The organism is Stenotrophomonas riyadhensis (assembly GCF_040256885.1).
Lineage (GTDB): Bacteria > Pseudomonadota > Gammaproteobacteria > Xanthomonadales > Xanthomonadaceae > Stenotrophomonas > Stenotrophomonas riyadhensis.
Map to the genome: position 1 here is coordinate 4455131 of NZ_CP155568.1, position 12675 is coordinate 4467805.

The window sequence follows — 12675 nt, forward strand, 5'->3', positions numbered from 1 at the left end:
CACTACCAGGGTCCATGCGGTTGCCGGCCAGCGGCCGGCACTACCCTGGTTTACTTGCTGCTGACGTACTTCTCGCGGCGGATCTGCGGATTGCCCAGACCGGCGGCCTTCAGCAGTTCGGCACAGGCATCGACCATGTCCGGGTTGCCGCACAGGTAGGCGATGTCGGTGGCCGGGTCCGGGGTGAATCCGGCCAGCGCCTGCTGCACGTAACCGTGCTGCACGTCCGGGTGTGGTTCGGCCGGCAGTTCGCGCGACAGGCACGGAACATAGCGGAAGTTCGGGTGCTTTTCGGCGAAGCTGTAGAAGTCTTCGCTGTACAGCAGCTCACCCGGGCTGCGCGCGCCCTGCAGCAGCACGATCTGCACGCCGCGTTCGGCCATGGCCTTTTCCAGCAGCGGCAGCATCGAGCGGTACGGGGTAACGCCGGTACCGGTGGCGATCAGCAGGTAACGGGCGTTGTGATCGCCGGGGTTCAGGCAGAACCGGCCGTAGGGGCCGGACGCACTGATCTGGCCGCCCTGCTCCAGCGCCTCGAACAGCGCCGTAGCGGCGCCACCGGGCACGAAACTGACCGCGATATCCACCGCTTCGCCCGGGCCCAACGCGTGGTCGTGGATGGTCGCCAGCGAGTAGCTGCGCTTGGTTTCGGTGCCGTCGGCGTAGCTGAAATGGACCTGGATGAACTGACCGGGCTGGAAATCCAGCGGCTGCCCATCGTCACGCACGAACTGGTAGTGGCCGACGGTCGGGGCCAGCATGCGGCAACCGACCAGCTTGAGGGGGAATTGAACAGGCACGACTTTTCGGGACAGTGTGTAGCCGGGGCAAGCCCTCGGGGTCTTCTATAATAGCCCCTCCCCGCCCCTCTCCAGCGCCAGCCCATGGGCGCGAAGGCTTCGAGCTTGGCATCCCAGAACGATACGGCGCCCGCCCTGCGCGTGCGCGACCTGCGCAAGACCTATGACAACGGCACCCAAGCCCTGAAGGGGGTTTCCCTGGAAGTGGCCCCGGGCGACTTCTTCGCCCTGCTCGGCCCCAACGGTGCCGGCAAGTCCACCCTGATCGGCATCATCAGCTCCCTGGTCAACCTCAGCGAGGGCCAGGTGGAAGTGTTCGGCAGCGACCTGGTGCGCAACCGCAGCGCCACCATGCGCCTGATCGGGCTGGTGCCGCAGGAGATCAACTTCAACCTGTTCGAAAAGCCCTTCGACATCCTGGTGAACTACGCCGGTTTCTATGGCGTGCCGCGCGAGGAAGCCGAGCAGCGTGCCGAAGAGGAACTGAAGCGGGCGCACCTGTGGGAAAAGGCACAGGTGATGAGCCGTACGCTGTCCGGCGGCATGAAGCGCCGGCTGATGATCGCCCGTGCGATGATGACCCGCCCGCGCCTGCTGATCCTGGACGAGCCGACCGCCGGCGTGGACATCGAGATCCGCCGCGACATGTGGCGCGTGCTGAAGGAGATCAACGCCGCCGGCACCACGATCATCCTCACCACGCACTACCTGGAAGAAGCCGAGTACCTGTGCCGCCACCTGGCGATCATCAACCATGGCCAGATCGTCGAGCAGGGGCCGATGCGCACCCTGCTGGCCAAGCTGGACGTGGAAGGCTTCCTGCTGGACATCGACGGTGACCTGCCGGCGCAGCTGCCGGTGATCGAGGGCGCGACGCTGACCGCACCGGACCCGCACACGCTGGACATCGACATGCCGCGCGCAATGGACCTCAACCGCGTGTTTGCCACGCTCAACGAGTCCGGTATCCGCGTGCGATCGATGCGTACCAAGAGCAACCGCCTGGAGGAGCTGTTCGTGCGCCTCACCGGCAACCTGGAGAAGCCTGCATGAGCACCACCGAGCTGACCGACGGCCAGCGCAACCGCATCGCACTGATGACCATCGTGCGCCGCGAAGTCGCCCGCATCATGCGCATCTGGGGCCAGACCCTGGTGCCGCCGGCGATCACCATGACCCTGTACTTCCTGATCTTCGGCAACCTGATCGGGTCGCGCGTGGGGGACATGGGCGGCTACACCTACATGCAGTTCATCGTGCCGGGCCTGGTGATGATGAGCGTGATCCAGAACAGTTACGGCAACATCAGCTCCTCGTTCTTCGGTGCCAAATTCGGCCGCCACGTGGAAGAGCTGCTGGTCAGCCCGATGCCGAACTGGGTGATCCTGTGGGGCTACGTGGCCGGTGCGGTGCTGCGCGGGCTGATGGTGGGCGTGATCGTGCTGATCATCGCGATGTTCTTCACCCCGGTGCGCATTCCGCACCCGCTGGTGATGCTGACCACGGTGATCCTGGGTGCGACGATCTTCTCGCTGGCCGGTTTCATCAACGCGGTGTATGCGAAGAAGTTCGATGACGTGGCGATCGTGCCGACCTTCATCCTGACCCCGCTGACCTACCTGGGTGGCGTGTTCTATTCGGTGAAGCTGCTGCCGGGCTGGGCGGAAGCGGCCACGCACGCGAACCCGATCTTCTACATGGTCAATGCATTCCGCTATGGCCTGCTGGGCAGCAGTGACGTGCCGCTGCCGGTGGCCTACGGGTTGATGCTCGGCTTCGTGGTGGCGCTGACGGCGCTGGCGCTGTGGCTGCTGCGCCGTGGCGTGGGCATGCGCAGCTGAGGGGTGCCTGCAGGGCCTGCGGCCCTGCACCCGCCGAATCAACGTCAACTTCAACGGCAAAAGCTGACTATCCTTGGGATGGCGGGGTGGGTCCGGTTGCGGGAGACGCCGTAAACCCATCCCTGGGGGCTTGGCCGCGGCATCCATGCCGCGGACACTCCCGCAATCGGATCCACCCCGCCTTCGACAAATTCCTGCAACCTGCCGGGACGGCGTTCTCCGCTGCTGTTGGTGGGTGTCGACCTTGGTCGACACGGTAGATCCGCGCCCTGCGCGGACAAGGCATTACCTGTAGAGCCGAGCCCATGCTCGGCTCTTTTTTTGCCTGCAATCTCCGGCACAATCGCAGGTCTGATTCCCCAGAAAACGGTGAACGTGCAATGCGCATCCTGATCCTCGGCGCCGGCGGTACCGGCGGTTACTTCGGTGGTCGCCTGGCCCAGGCCGGCGTAGACGTGACCTTCCTCGTGCGCCCCGCACGCGCCGCCCAGCTGGACCGCGATGGTCTGGTCATCCGCAGCCCACTCGGCGATGCCAGCTTCCCGGTGCAGCACGTCACCGCCGATGCGCTACCCGCATTGGCCGCGCAGACGCCGTTCGACCTGGTCATCCTCAGCTGCAAGGCCTACGACCTCGACAGCTCGATCGACGCCATCGCTCCGGCCGTGGGCGCGAACACCACCGTGCTGCCGGTCCTCAACGGCCTGCATCACTACAACGCGCTGGACCTGCGCTTCGGCCGCGACGCTGTGCTCGGCGGCCTGTGCTTCATCAGTGCCACCAAGGCCCCCGACGGCGCCGTGCTGCACTTGGGCAAGCCGGCCAAGCTCACCTTCGGCGAGCGCGACGGCGGTGCCATCTCCGAACGCATGCGTGCCTTCGCCGCCGCCTGCGCGCAGGCCAACCTCGATCACCTGGCCAGCGAGCACATCGGCCAGGAACAGTGGATCAAGTACACCTTCCTGACCGCGCTGGCCGCCGCGACCTGCCTGCTGCGCGCGGATATCGGCAGCATCGTCGCCACCGATGATGGCGAGGCGCTCGTGCGTGGCCTGTACGACGAGTGCCTGGCCGTGGCCGAGGCTGCCGGTGAACCGATTCCTGATGCCGCGCAGGACACCGCACGCGGCACCCTGACCCAGGCCGGCTCGGCACTGAAGGCGTCGATGCTGCGCGATCTGGAAGCCGGCCAGCAGGTGGAGGCAGAACAGATCGTCGGCGACATGCTGGCGCGCGCGCGCAAGGCCGACCAGGAAGCTCTGCTGCTGCAGGTCGCCTACAGCAGCCTGCAGGCCTACCAGGCACTGCGCGGCGCGTGAGCGATACGACGAAGGCCAACGCCCTGCCCGCGCGGGTGTTGATCCTCGGCATGGGCTGGAGCGGGTGCGTGCTGGCCACGCATCTGCGGGCGTTGGGCGTACACGTGGCCGGCACGGTGCGCGACCTGGCATCAGCACCGCACGATGGCCTGCTGCGCCATCAGCTACGTGCCGACGCCACGCCATCGCCCGCTCTGCTCGGTGAGATCGCGCAGGCCGAGGCCGTGCTGTGCAGCGTGCCGCCCGATGCCGAGGGTGACCCGGCACTGCGTCTGCTGCTGCCGGCACTGCAGGAAAGTCCAGCACTTCACTGGGTGGGCTATCTGTCATCCACGTCGGTCTATGCCGATCGGGCCGGCGGCTGGGTCGACGAGCGCAGCGCAGCCGATGCCACAGAAGCAGCCGGCGTGCAGCGCCTGCGGGCCGAAGCGCAGTGGCGTGCGCTTGCGGAAGAACGTGGCGTCGCGTCGGCGGTGTTCCGTCTGCCCGGCCTGTACGGTCCCGGACGCAATGCCCTGCTGCAGCTGGCGCAGGGACGTGCGCGCCACGTGGTACGTCCTGGGCTGGTATTCAACCGACTGCACGTGGATGACCTGGCAACGGTCGTTATCGCATCGATGCAGCGGCCGTGCGTGGATGGGCTGTATCTGCCGGCCGACGACGAGCCGGCACCGCCGCAGCAGGTACTGGCCTTCGCCGCGCAGCTGGGCGGGTTTGCGATGCCGCCTGCCGTGGCCTGGGACGACCCGGTGCTGAGCCCAACGCTGCGGCGCTTCTACGAGAGCAGCAAGCGCATCGACAGTCGTGGCACGCGTGAAGCGCTTGGGTGGCAGCCGCGCTTCCCAAGCTACCGTGAGGGCCTGCGCGACCTGCTCCGGTAGTGCCGGCCGCTGGCCGGCAATCGCGCGATTTTTGCGGCGTTCATGCTGCTGCCGGCCAGCGGCCGGCACTACCTGATCAACCCGCGTCGGGCAGGCGGAAGAACGTACGCGTCGCGGCAGTTGCATTCGCGGCGGTCACCGCCACGTCCTCGCCACGGTCACGCGCCAGTTCTTCCACGATGTGCGAGAGGAACATCGGTTCGTTGCGGCGGTCCTTCGGCATCGGTCTCAGCGTGCGCGGCAGCAGGTACGGCGCGTCGGTCTCGATCATCAGGCGGTTGGCCGGGATGTTCTTCACCAGCTCGCGCAGGTGCGCGCCACGGCGTTCGTCGCACAGCCAGCCGGTGATGCCGATGTACCAGTCCTGGTCCAGGTAATCAAACAGCTCGTCACGCTCGCCGGTGAAGCAATGCACCACCGCCGGGCCGATACGGCCTTCGAAGTTCTTCATCTGTGCCATGAAATCGGCATGCGCGTCGCGCTGGTGCAGGAACAGCGGCTTGCCGTTGTCTGCGGCCAGCTGCAGCTGGCGCTCGAACGCGCGGTGCTGGGCCGGGCGCGGCGAGAAGTCACGGAAGTAGTCCAGCCCGCACTCACCCACCGCCACCACTTCCGGGTGGGCATGCAGCACGCGCATCTCGGCGTCGCATTCCTCGGTGTACTCCACCGCGTGATGCGGGTGCACGCCAGCGGTGGCGTACAGGAAGCCCGGGTGCTGCTGCGCCAGCTGCACAGCCAGTGGCGAGTGCTCTCGGCTGGCACCGGTGATGACCATCTGCACCACGCCGGCCTGCCGTGCGCGTTCAAGCACGGCATCGCGGTCACGGTCGAAGGAGTCGTGGGTCAGGTTGGCGCCGATATCGATCAGGTGCATGGTCATCGCGGGGGAAAAGTGCCCGCGCATTGTACCTGCGGCCGCCGTGGCCCCTTATCCTTTGCACATGAACGCCCCGCTCTTCCCGATTTCCCCGCTGCTGCCACAGATCCAGCAGCATCTGGCCGCGCAGCCGCGGCTGGTGCTGGAGGCGCCGCCCGGCGCCGGCAAGACCACCCAGGTCCCGCTGGCGCTGCTCGATGCACCGTGGCTGCAGGGGCTGAAGATCATCCTACTGGAACCGCGCCGGGTCGCCGCACGCAGCGCCGCGCTGTTCATGGCGCGGCAGCTGGGCGAAGAGGTGGGCGGCACGGTCGGCTACCGCATCCGCTTCGAGAACAAGGTTTCGGCACGCACCCGCATTGAAGTCGTCACCGAAGGCATCCTGACCCGCATGCTGCAGGACGACCCGATGCTGGAAGCGGTCGGCGCGATCCTGTTCGACGAGTTCCACGAGCGCCACCTCAGTGGCGATCTGGGCCTGGCGCTGGCGTTGGACGTGCAGGCACAGCTGCGCGATGACCTGCGCCTGGTGGTGATGTCGGCGACGCTGGATGGTGAGCGCCTGGCCCGTTTCCTGGATGCGCCGCGGCTGAGCAGCGAAGGCCGCAGCTACCCGGTGGCGATCAGCCATTTCCCGGCGCGCCGCGATGAGGCGCTGGAGCTGCAGGTGCGCCGCGCGGTGCAGCAGGCCCTGGCCGAACACCCCGGTGACCTGCTGGTGTTCCTGCCCGGCCAGCGCGAGATCGCGCGGGTGCAGGCTGGCCTGCAGGAATCACTGGATGCCGGCGTCGAAGTGCTGGCGCTGCACGGTGAACTGCCGGTGGAACAACAGGCGCGGGTGCTGCAGGCGGCCAGCGATGGTCGTCGGCGCGTGGTGCTGGCCACCAACGTGGCCGAGTCCTCGGTGACGCTGCCCGGCGTGCGCGTGGTGATCGACAGCGGCCAGGCGCGCGAACCGCGCTACGACCCCAACAGCGGCTTCACCCGGTTGGACGTGGTGGCCATCGCGCAGGCGTCGGCCGACCAGCGCGCGGGCCGTGCCGGTCGCGTCGCCGAAGGCGTGGCCTGGCGGCTGTGGCCGCAGTCGCAGCGACTGGAGCCGCAGCGCCGCGCCGAAATCGATCAGGTCGAGCTGGCCGGACTGGCGCTGGAACTGGCGGCCTGGGGCAGCAGCGACCTGCGCTTCCTCGATCCGCCACCGGCCGGCCCGATGGGCGCGGCACGCGAACTGCTGCAGCGGCTCGGCGCGCTGTCCAGCAGCGGTGCGATCACCGCACTTGGCCGCCGTGTGCTGGCGCTGGGCACGCATCCGCGGATGGCGGCGATGCTGCTGGCCGCGCCCGATGGACGGGGGCAGGCGCTGGCTGCCGACCTGGCCGCCCTGCTGGACGCGCGTGATCCGTTGCGCCAGGGCGGTGATGCGCTGGCCGCGCGTTGGCGTGCGCTGGCGGCATTCCGCAGTGGCCGCGCACCGGGCGACGCCAACCGCAGCGGCCTGGCCGCGATCGATGCCGCCGCCAAACAATGGCGACGTCGCCTGCGCTGCGAGGCCACGCCGCCGGCCAGCATCGAGGCGCACGAATTGGGGGATCTGCTCGCACATGCGTTCCCCGACCGCATCGGTGTCCAGCACCCCAGCGATCCGCTGCGCTACCTGCTGGCCAATGGTCGCAGCGCACGGCTGCACGAGCTGAGCGACCTGCGTGGCGAACCGTGGCTGGTAGCCAGTGAACTGCGCTTCGAGGCGCGCGACGCGCTGCTGCTGCGTGCCGCACCGGTGGACGAGGGCCAACTGCGCAAGGCGTGGCCGGAGCGGTTCGTCACCGAGGACGTGGTGCGCTGGGACAGCGAGCGTCGCGCCCTGGTGGCACTGCGCGAGACCCGTTTCGACCGCATCGTGCTGGACAGCCGCTCGGCCGGCCGGGTCGATCCGCAGCACGCCGCACAGGCCCTGACCGACGCGGTGGCCGAGCTCGGCCTGCAGGCGCTGCCGTGGACCGAAGGCCTGCGCCAGTGGCAGGCACGGGTGGAATCGCTGCGGCGCTGGATGCCGGAGCTGGACCTGCCCGACTGCAGCGACGACGCCCTGCTGGCCACGCGTGCGCAATGGCTGCAGCCCGCGTTCGCCGGCAAGAGCCGCCTGGATGCGCTGGACGAGGCCAGTTTCGGCGAAGCGCTGAAGTCGCCCCTGGAGTGGTCACAGCGTCAGCTGGTCGAGCGTCATGCACCGACCCGCATCACCGTGCCCTCCGGGCTGGAGCGGCCGATCACCTACGCGCTGGACAGCGAGAGCGGCGAACCGCTGCCCCCGGTGCTGGCGGTGAAACTGCAGGAACTGTTCGGCCTGGCCGACACGCCGCGCATCGCCGACGGCCGCGTGCCGCTCACCCTGCACCTGCTCTCGCCCGGTGGCCGCCCGCTGCAGGTCACCCAGGACCTGCGCAACTTCTGGGAAAACACCTACGCGGAAGTGAAAAAGGAAATGAAGGGCCGTTACCCGCGGCATCCGTGGCCGGATGATCCGTGGACAGCGACGGCCACGCATCGGGCCAAGCCGCGTGGCACCTGAGGGCGGGGGGCGGATCCCTTTGCAACGCAAAGGGCCCTGACCCCGGGCGTGGCGGTTGGGGTCAGAGCCCTTTCCCAAGGGAAAGGGATCCGACGCCACCCTGCCTGATCCTGAATGGCTGCGGTAAAGTCACACCACGTGCCACCCCGGCTGACATACCGTTTACGGGCAACACGCGACACTGGACTTCGACCCGAGGCAAAGGACCCCCGCATGAGCAAGCTGACCGTAATCACCGACCGCGCTCTGGAGCGCGCCCTGGAGCTGGCCCACACCGCCGGCGATGGCCTGAAGAGCGCCGGTGGCAGCCTGCGCAATGCGGACTGGATCAAGACCGGCGCCGCCATCGGCGCAGTGAAGACCGGCGGCAAGGCCGCCACCAAGTTCGTGCGCCGCAATCCGGCGGTGGCCGTGGCCGCTGCCGCGGTGGGTGTCGGCCTGCTCGGCTATGCGCTGTACCGCAAGCAGCAGAAGAAGAAGGCCACCAATGGCCACGTGGTGAACGGGCAGGCGCAGCGCATCAGCGCACGCGACCGCCGCAACGACACCGTGGTGGACGAGCACAGCGATATCGGCAGCGATGCGTGAGTCTGCCCGGGTCAGAGCCCTTTCTGCGGAAGGGGTCTGACCCCGATCCAGGGTCGGATCCCTTCCACAGGAAGGGCTCTGACCCCAAGGCACGGCATGAGGGTCGGACGCCGCAAGGCGTCCGGCCCTTTCCGTATCAACCGATCTGCCGCCACTGCCCAGGCTGCAGGTCATCCAGCCGGTACGGCCCCATCGACACCCGCACCAGCCGCAGCGTCGGCAGGTTCACCGCCGCGGTCATCCGCCGCACCTGGCGGTTGCGGCCCTCGCGGATCGTGATCGCCAGCCAGGCATCGGGCACGGTCTTGCGGAAGCGCACCGGCGGATCGCGTGTCCACAGCGACGGCGCCGGATCGAGGCGCTCGATCTTCGCCGGCAGGGTCGGCCCATCATTGAGCACCACGCCTTCGCGCAGCTGCTGCAGCTGTTCGTCGCTGGGCATGCCTTCCACCTGCACCCAGTAGGTCTTGTCGGCCTTGTGCTTCGGGTCGGTCAGCTTGTGCGCCAGCGTGCCGTTATCCGTCAGCAGCAGCAGGCCCTCGCTGTCATGGTCCAGGCGACCGGCGGCATACACGCGCGGCGGCAGGCCGAACCCGGCCAGGGTCGGCCGCGGCGGCACGCTGCGGTCGGTGAACTGGCAGAGCACGTTGAAGGGCTTGTTGAAGGCGATCAGCATTGCGGGCACGACGGGCGGCGGGTGGGATAGTGTCCCACGCCGCGCCACGCGCCACTCGGCTGTAGAGCCGAGCCCATGCTCGGCTCATCGCGCACAGCGCGGCGGAACGCAACAGCAGCCGAGCATGGGCTCGGCTCTACAGCGTCAACATGCACCAGCCCGGCGCTACCGCCTTACGGCTTGATGAAGCGCAGGGTCATGCGGTCGCTTTCGCCGATCCCCTGGTACTTCGCATCATCGGCCTTGTCGTGCTGGTTGGTCGGCGGCAGCGTCCACACGCCGTTCGGGTGGTCCTTGGTGTCGCGCGGGTTGGCGTTGACCTCGCTGCGCGCGTCCAGCTTGAAGCCGGCGGCCTCGGCCATCGCAATCACCTGCTGCTGGCCGACATAGCCGGTGTCATCGTCGTCGGCCACGTCGGCCTTGGCGCGGTGCTCGACCACGCCCAGCACGCCGCCCGGCTTGAGCACGTTGAAGAAGCCCTGGAACATGCCCTGTGCCTGGCCGGCCTTGCGCCAGTTGTGCACGTTGCGGAAGGTCAGCACCACGTCGGCTGAACTGGCCGGGCCGAACACCGGCTTGGCCGGATCGTAGGCCACCACGGCGGTCTTGCCGAACTGTGCCGGCGCACCGGCGTACTTCTTTTCCAGGCTGTCGCGGCTGCGCTGCTGGTAGTCACGGCCGCGCCCTTCGGCAACCGCCATTGGATCGACCACGGCAGCAATGTAATGGCCCTTGTCATGCAGCAGCGGCGCCAGGATTTCCGAGTACCAGCCGTTGCCGGGGGTGATCTCGATGACGGTCTTTTCCGGCGTCACCTTGAAGAACGACAGCGTCTGCGCCGGATGACGGAAGCCATCGCGCTTGACGTTGTTGGCATCACGGGTCGACGCCTTCACCGCCGCATCGATGGCCGGTGAGACCTGGATCTTCGCCGGTGCCACCGTGGCCGGTGCGGCGAACGCGGGAACAGCGGCAAGCAGGGCCGAAGCAAGCAGCAGGCGGCAACCACGCAGGGACGAAGCAGGCATCATCGGAGCGACTCCAGCGGAAGATGCGGCGAGACTAGCAGCCGCGGCGTCCCAGGTGTTCACAAAACGTTAGCTGCGTGCGTATCGCGGAACACTGTTTTGTGGTCACCGCCGCAGCACGGTCACACAACGCGTTTTATTCTGGAGCACTTCCCTCAAGGAGTCCGTGCCCATGACGGCAACCCGCGAACTGGGCCGTTCCGGCCTGCATGTACGTCCGCTCGCCTTCGGTGGCAACGTGTTCGGCTGGAGCGCCGATGAGAAGGCCAGCTTCGCCCTGCTCGATGCCTTCGTCGACGCCGGCTTCAACCTGGTCGACACCGCCGATGTGTATTCGGCCTGGGTGCCGGGCAATGCCGGTGGCGAATCGGAAACGCTGATCGGCAAGTGGTTCGCCCGCAGCGGCAAGCGCGACAAGGTGGTGCTGGCAACCAAGGTGGCCAAGTGGGCCGAGCGCCCCGGCCTGACCCCGGACAACATCAATGCCGCGGTGGAAGATTCGCTGCGCCGCCTGCAGACCGATGTCATCGATCTGTACCAGGCCCATGAAGACGATGAATCCACGCCGCTGGAAGCGACGCTGGCCGCGTTCGGGCGCCTGATCGAAGCCGGCAAGGTGCGTGCGATCGGTGCGTCCAACTACAGCGCCACGCGCCTGGCCGATGCGCTGAAGGTATCCACCGACTACAAGCTGCCGCGTTACGAAACCCTGCAGCCCGAGTACAACCTGTACGACCGCGCCGGCTACGAGAAGGAGCTGGAACCGCTGGTGCAGCGCGAACAGATCGGCGTGATCGGCTACTACGCCCTGGCCAGCGGCTTCCTCAGCGGCAAGTACCGCACGCCGGCCGATGCGGCCAAGAGCCCGGCACGTGGCGAGAACGTGGTGAAGCGCTATCTGAATCCGCGTGGCCTGCGCATCCTGCAGGCGCTGGATGACGTGGCCAGCAAGCACAGCGCCAGTGCCGCGCAGATCGCACTGGCGTGGCAGATCGCACGGCCGTCGATCACCGCGCCGATCGTCAGCGCCACCAGCGTCGAGCAGCTGCACGATCTGCTCGCGGCGGCGAACGTGTCGCTGAGCGTGCAGGATGTCGCGCAACTCGATGCCGCCAGCAAAGAAGGCTGAGGTGTAGTGCCGGCCGCTGGCCGGCATCGCACAATGCCGAAGAAAATAATTGAAAAAAATGGTTGCGCACGAGTAAATCGTGGTTTATCGTGCGCACCTCGTTTCAACAACCACTGGAAACTTCCCTTGAACGCGCATTCCGTCGCCATCGCCAAACTGCTGCCATGCCTGCGCATGGACGTGCTGGCGCGCGCGTTCGGCAAGGAAGTCCAGCTGACAACGGCCTGATACCCGCCCTGCGGAGATCGGCCACCCCGATCTCCGAGGCTTGACGACGCCCTCGGAACGCAAGTCCCGGGGGCGTTTTCGTTTGCGTCGGCACAAGGACCCGCGATGCCAGAACTGCACACCGCGCGGCAACCCGCCGCTCACTGACCCAGGTTTTTCCCGCCCCGCCGAAGGATTTACTTCGCGCGATTGGCGACACCTGGACATTATCTGCATCGCACCCAAACATTATCGCTCGCGATAATGTCGGTGGCCTGCACCCTCGATTCTCCAACGGTCCCGTTTCCACCACGGGCTGGTGCGCGCGGCGTTGCCGTGGCGTATGCCGGAGGTCGCGGACATGCCATCGCCTGGATCGCCTGCTGGAAGCAGGCGCCGGTTCGCCGGTACGCGGTTCGATTCCGCGCGATCCCCAACTGGATAGCTCAGCTTGGTCAGAGCAACGGATCCTGATTCCGTCTGTCGTGGGTTCGACTCCCACTCCAACCACATGACCTCTCACGTCATGACTTGAAGCAACACCCGGGGCGCAAGCCCCAGCGGCCATCGTCGCCGTCCACGGACATCGCCTTCGGGCAGGAACGTGGAAGGCAACGGACCGCACGCCGGGCCCCGGCCCGCCGCTACTGCCAGCCACGTTCCGCACCGGTGCCGCCTGCCGGGAACGACGACGGCAGCAGAGCCGGTGCACCGAAGGCTCCGCGCGCGGACCGTCCGCCGATGGCCGCCCTCTTCCGCC

The 12675-nt window shown here is 67.5% G+C and carries 11 protein-coding genes and 1 tRNA gene; 8 read left to right on the forward strand and 4 right to left on the reverse strand.

Annotated elements, in window-relative coordinates; all coding sequences use genetic code 11:
* Positions 1-50 precede the first annotated feature (50 nt).
* Positions 51-800, reverse strand: a complete 750-nt coding sequence (locus SriyCCGPB3_RS20560; RefSeq protein WP_029379813.1) for a ferredoxin--NADP reductase — start codon at positions 798-800, stop codon at positions 51-53.
* Between the two features lie 84 nt (positions 801-884).
* Here SriyCCGPB3_RS20560 and SriyCCGPB3_RS20565 point away from each other — a divergent pair, with 84 nt between their 5' ends.
* The 4 genes from SriyCCGPB3_RS20565 to SriyCCGPB3_RS20580 all read left to right on the forward strand — a co-directional run bounded on the left by SriyCCGPB3_RS20565 (position 885) and on the right by SriyCCGPB3_RS20580 (position 4841).
* Positions 885-1853 (forward strand): ABC transporter ATP-binding protein, encoded by a 969-nt coding sequence (locus SriyCCGPB3_RS20565; RefSeq protein ID WP_049400895.1) that lies wholly within the window; start codon positions 885-887, stop codon positions 1851-1853.
* A complete protein-coding gene (locus SriyCCGPB3_RS20570; RefSeq protein WP_088027914.1) occupies positions 1850-2641 on the forward strand; it encodes an ABC transporter permease in 792 nt (263 codons plus the stop codon). Before SriyCCGPB3_RS20565 ends, SriyCCGPB3_RS20570 begins: the two co-directional genes overlap by 4 nt.
* 380 nt (positions 2642-3021) lie before the next feature.
* Entirely contained in the window at positions 3022-3960 is a 939-nt protein-coding gene (gene panE / locus SriyCCGPB3_RS20575; RefSeq protein WP_153854791.1) for a 2-dehydropantoate 2-reductase, read from the forward strand.
* Positions 3961-4010: 50 nt separating this feature from the next.
* Positions 4011-4841 (forward strand): epimerase, encoded by an 831-nt coding sequence (locus SriyCCGPB3_RS20580; protein ID WP_153854872.1) that lies wholly within the window; start codon positions 4011-4013, stop codon positions 4839-4841.
* A gap of 76 nt (positions 4842-4917) precedes the next feature.
* Here the strand turns inward: SriyCCGPB3_RS20580 and SriyCCGPB3_RS20585 are convergent, their stop codons facing one another.
* On the reverse strand, positions 4918-5715 hold the full coding sequence (locus tag SriyCCGPB3_RS20585) for a TatD family hydrolase (RefSeq protein ID WP_153854792.1): 798 nt from the start codon (positions 5713-5715) through the stop codon (positions 4918-4920).
* Positions 5716-5782: 67 nt separating this feature from the next.
* Here SriyCCGPB3_RS20585 and hrpB point away from each other — a divergent pair, with 67 nt between their 5' ends.
* Positions 5783-8287 (forward strand): ATP-dependent helicase HrpB, encoded by a 2505-nt coding sequence (gene hrpB / locus SriyCCGPB3_RS20590; protein WP_164162317.1) that lies wholly within the window; start codon positions 5783-5785, stop codon positions 8285-8287.
* Between the two features lie 213 nt (positions 8288-8500).
* Positions 8501-8875 carry a hypothetical protein gene (locus SriyCCGPB3_RS20595; protein WP_153854794.1) on the forward strand — a complete coding sequence of 125 codons (375 nt, stop codon included), beginning with the start codon at positions 8501-8503 and terminating at the stop codon, positions 8873-8875.
* Positions 8876-9011: 136 nt separating this feature from the next.
* Here the strand turns inward: SriyCCGPB3_RS20595 and SriyCCGPB3_RS20600 are convergent, their stop codons facing one another.
* Together SriyCCGPB3_RS20600 and SriyCCGPB3_RS20605 are read right to left on the reverse strand one after the other, a co-directional pair.
* A complete protein-coding gene (locus SriyCCGPB3_RS20600; RefSeq protein WP_153854795.1) occupies positions 9012-9551 on the reverse strand; it encodes a pseudouridine synthase in 540 nt (179 codons plus the stop codon).
* 173 nt (positions 9552-9724) lie between these two features.
* Complete coding sequence (locus tag SriyCCGPB3_RS20605) at positions 9725-10582, reverse strand: class I SAM-dependent methyltransferase (RefSeq protein WP_153854796.1); 858 nt, start codon at positions 10580-10582, stop codon at positions 9725-9727.
* 169 nt (positions 10583-10751) lie between these two features.
* Between SriyCCGPB3_RS20605 and SriyCCGPB3_RS20610 the strand changes: the two genes are divergently transcribed.
* Together SriyCCGPB3_RS20610 and SriyCCGPB3_RS20615 are read left to right on the forward strand one after the other, a co-directional pair.
* A complete protein-coding gene (locus SriyCCGPB3_RS20610) occupies positions 10752-11708 on the forward strand; it encodes an aldo/keto reductase (protein ID WP_049447040.1) in 957 nt (318 codons plus the stop codon).
* Between the two features lie 645 nt (positions 11709-12353).
* Positions 12354-12425 (forward strand) — tRNA-Gln (locus SriyCCGPB3_RS20615).
* The last annotated feature ends 250 nt before the right edge of the window (positions 12426-12675 follow it).

Excerpts from the sequence above, each read along its gene's own strand:
- SriyCCGPB3_RS20565 (WP_049400895.1), top strand. The coding sequence starts at position 885 with ATGGGCGCGAAGGCTTCGAGCTTGGCATCCCAGAACGATACGGCGCCC.
- SriyCCGPB3_RS20570 (WP_088027914.1), top strand. The coding sequence starts at position 1,850 with ATGAGCACCACCGAGCTGACCGACGGCCAGCGCAACCGCATCGCACTG.
- panE (WP_153854791.1), top strand. The coding sequence starts at position 3,022 with ATGCGCATCCTGATCCTCGGCGCCGGCGGTACCGGCGGTTACTTCGGT.
- SriyCCGPB3_RS20580 (WP_153854872.1), top strand. The coding sequence starts at position 4,011 with ATGGGCTGGAGCGGGTGCGTGCTGGCCACGCATCTGCGGGCGTTGGGC.
- SriyCCGPB3_RS20585 (WP_153854792.1), bottom strand. The coding sequence starts at position 5,715 with ATGCACCTGATCGATATCGGCGCCAACCTGACCCACGACTCCTTCGAC.
- hrpB (WP_164162317.1), top strand. The coding sequence starts at position 5,783 with ATGAACGCCCCGCTCTTCCCGATTTCCCCGCTGCTGCCACAGATCCAG.
- SriyCCGPB3_RS20595 (WP_153854794.1), top strand. The coding sequence starts at position 8,501 with ATGAGCAAGCTGACCGTAATCACCGACCGCGCTCTGGAGCGCGCCCTG.
- SriyCCGPB3_RS20600 (WP_153854795.1), bottom strand. The coding sequence starts at position 9,551 with ATGCTGATCGCCTTCAACAAGCCCTTCAACGTGCTCTGCCAGTTCACC.
- SriyCCGPB3_RS20605 (WP_153854796.1), bottom strand. The coding sequence starts at position 10,582 with ATGATGCCTGCTTCGTCCCTGCGTGGTTGCCGCCTGCTGCTTGCTTCG.
- SriyCCGPB3_RS20610 (WP_049447040.1), top strand. The coding sequence starts at position 10,752 with ATGACGGCAACCCGCGAACTGGGCCGTTCCGGCCTGCATGTACGTCCG.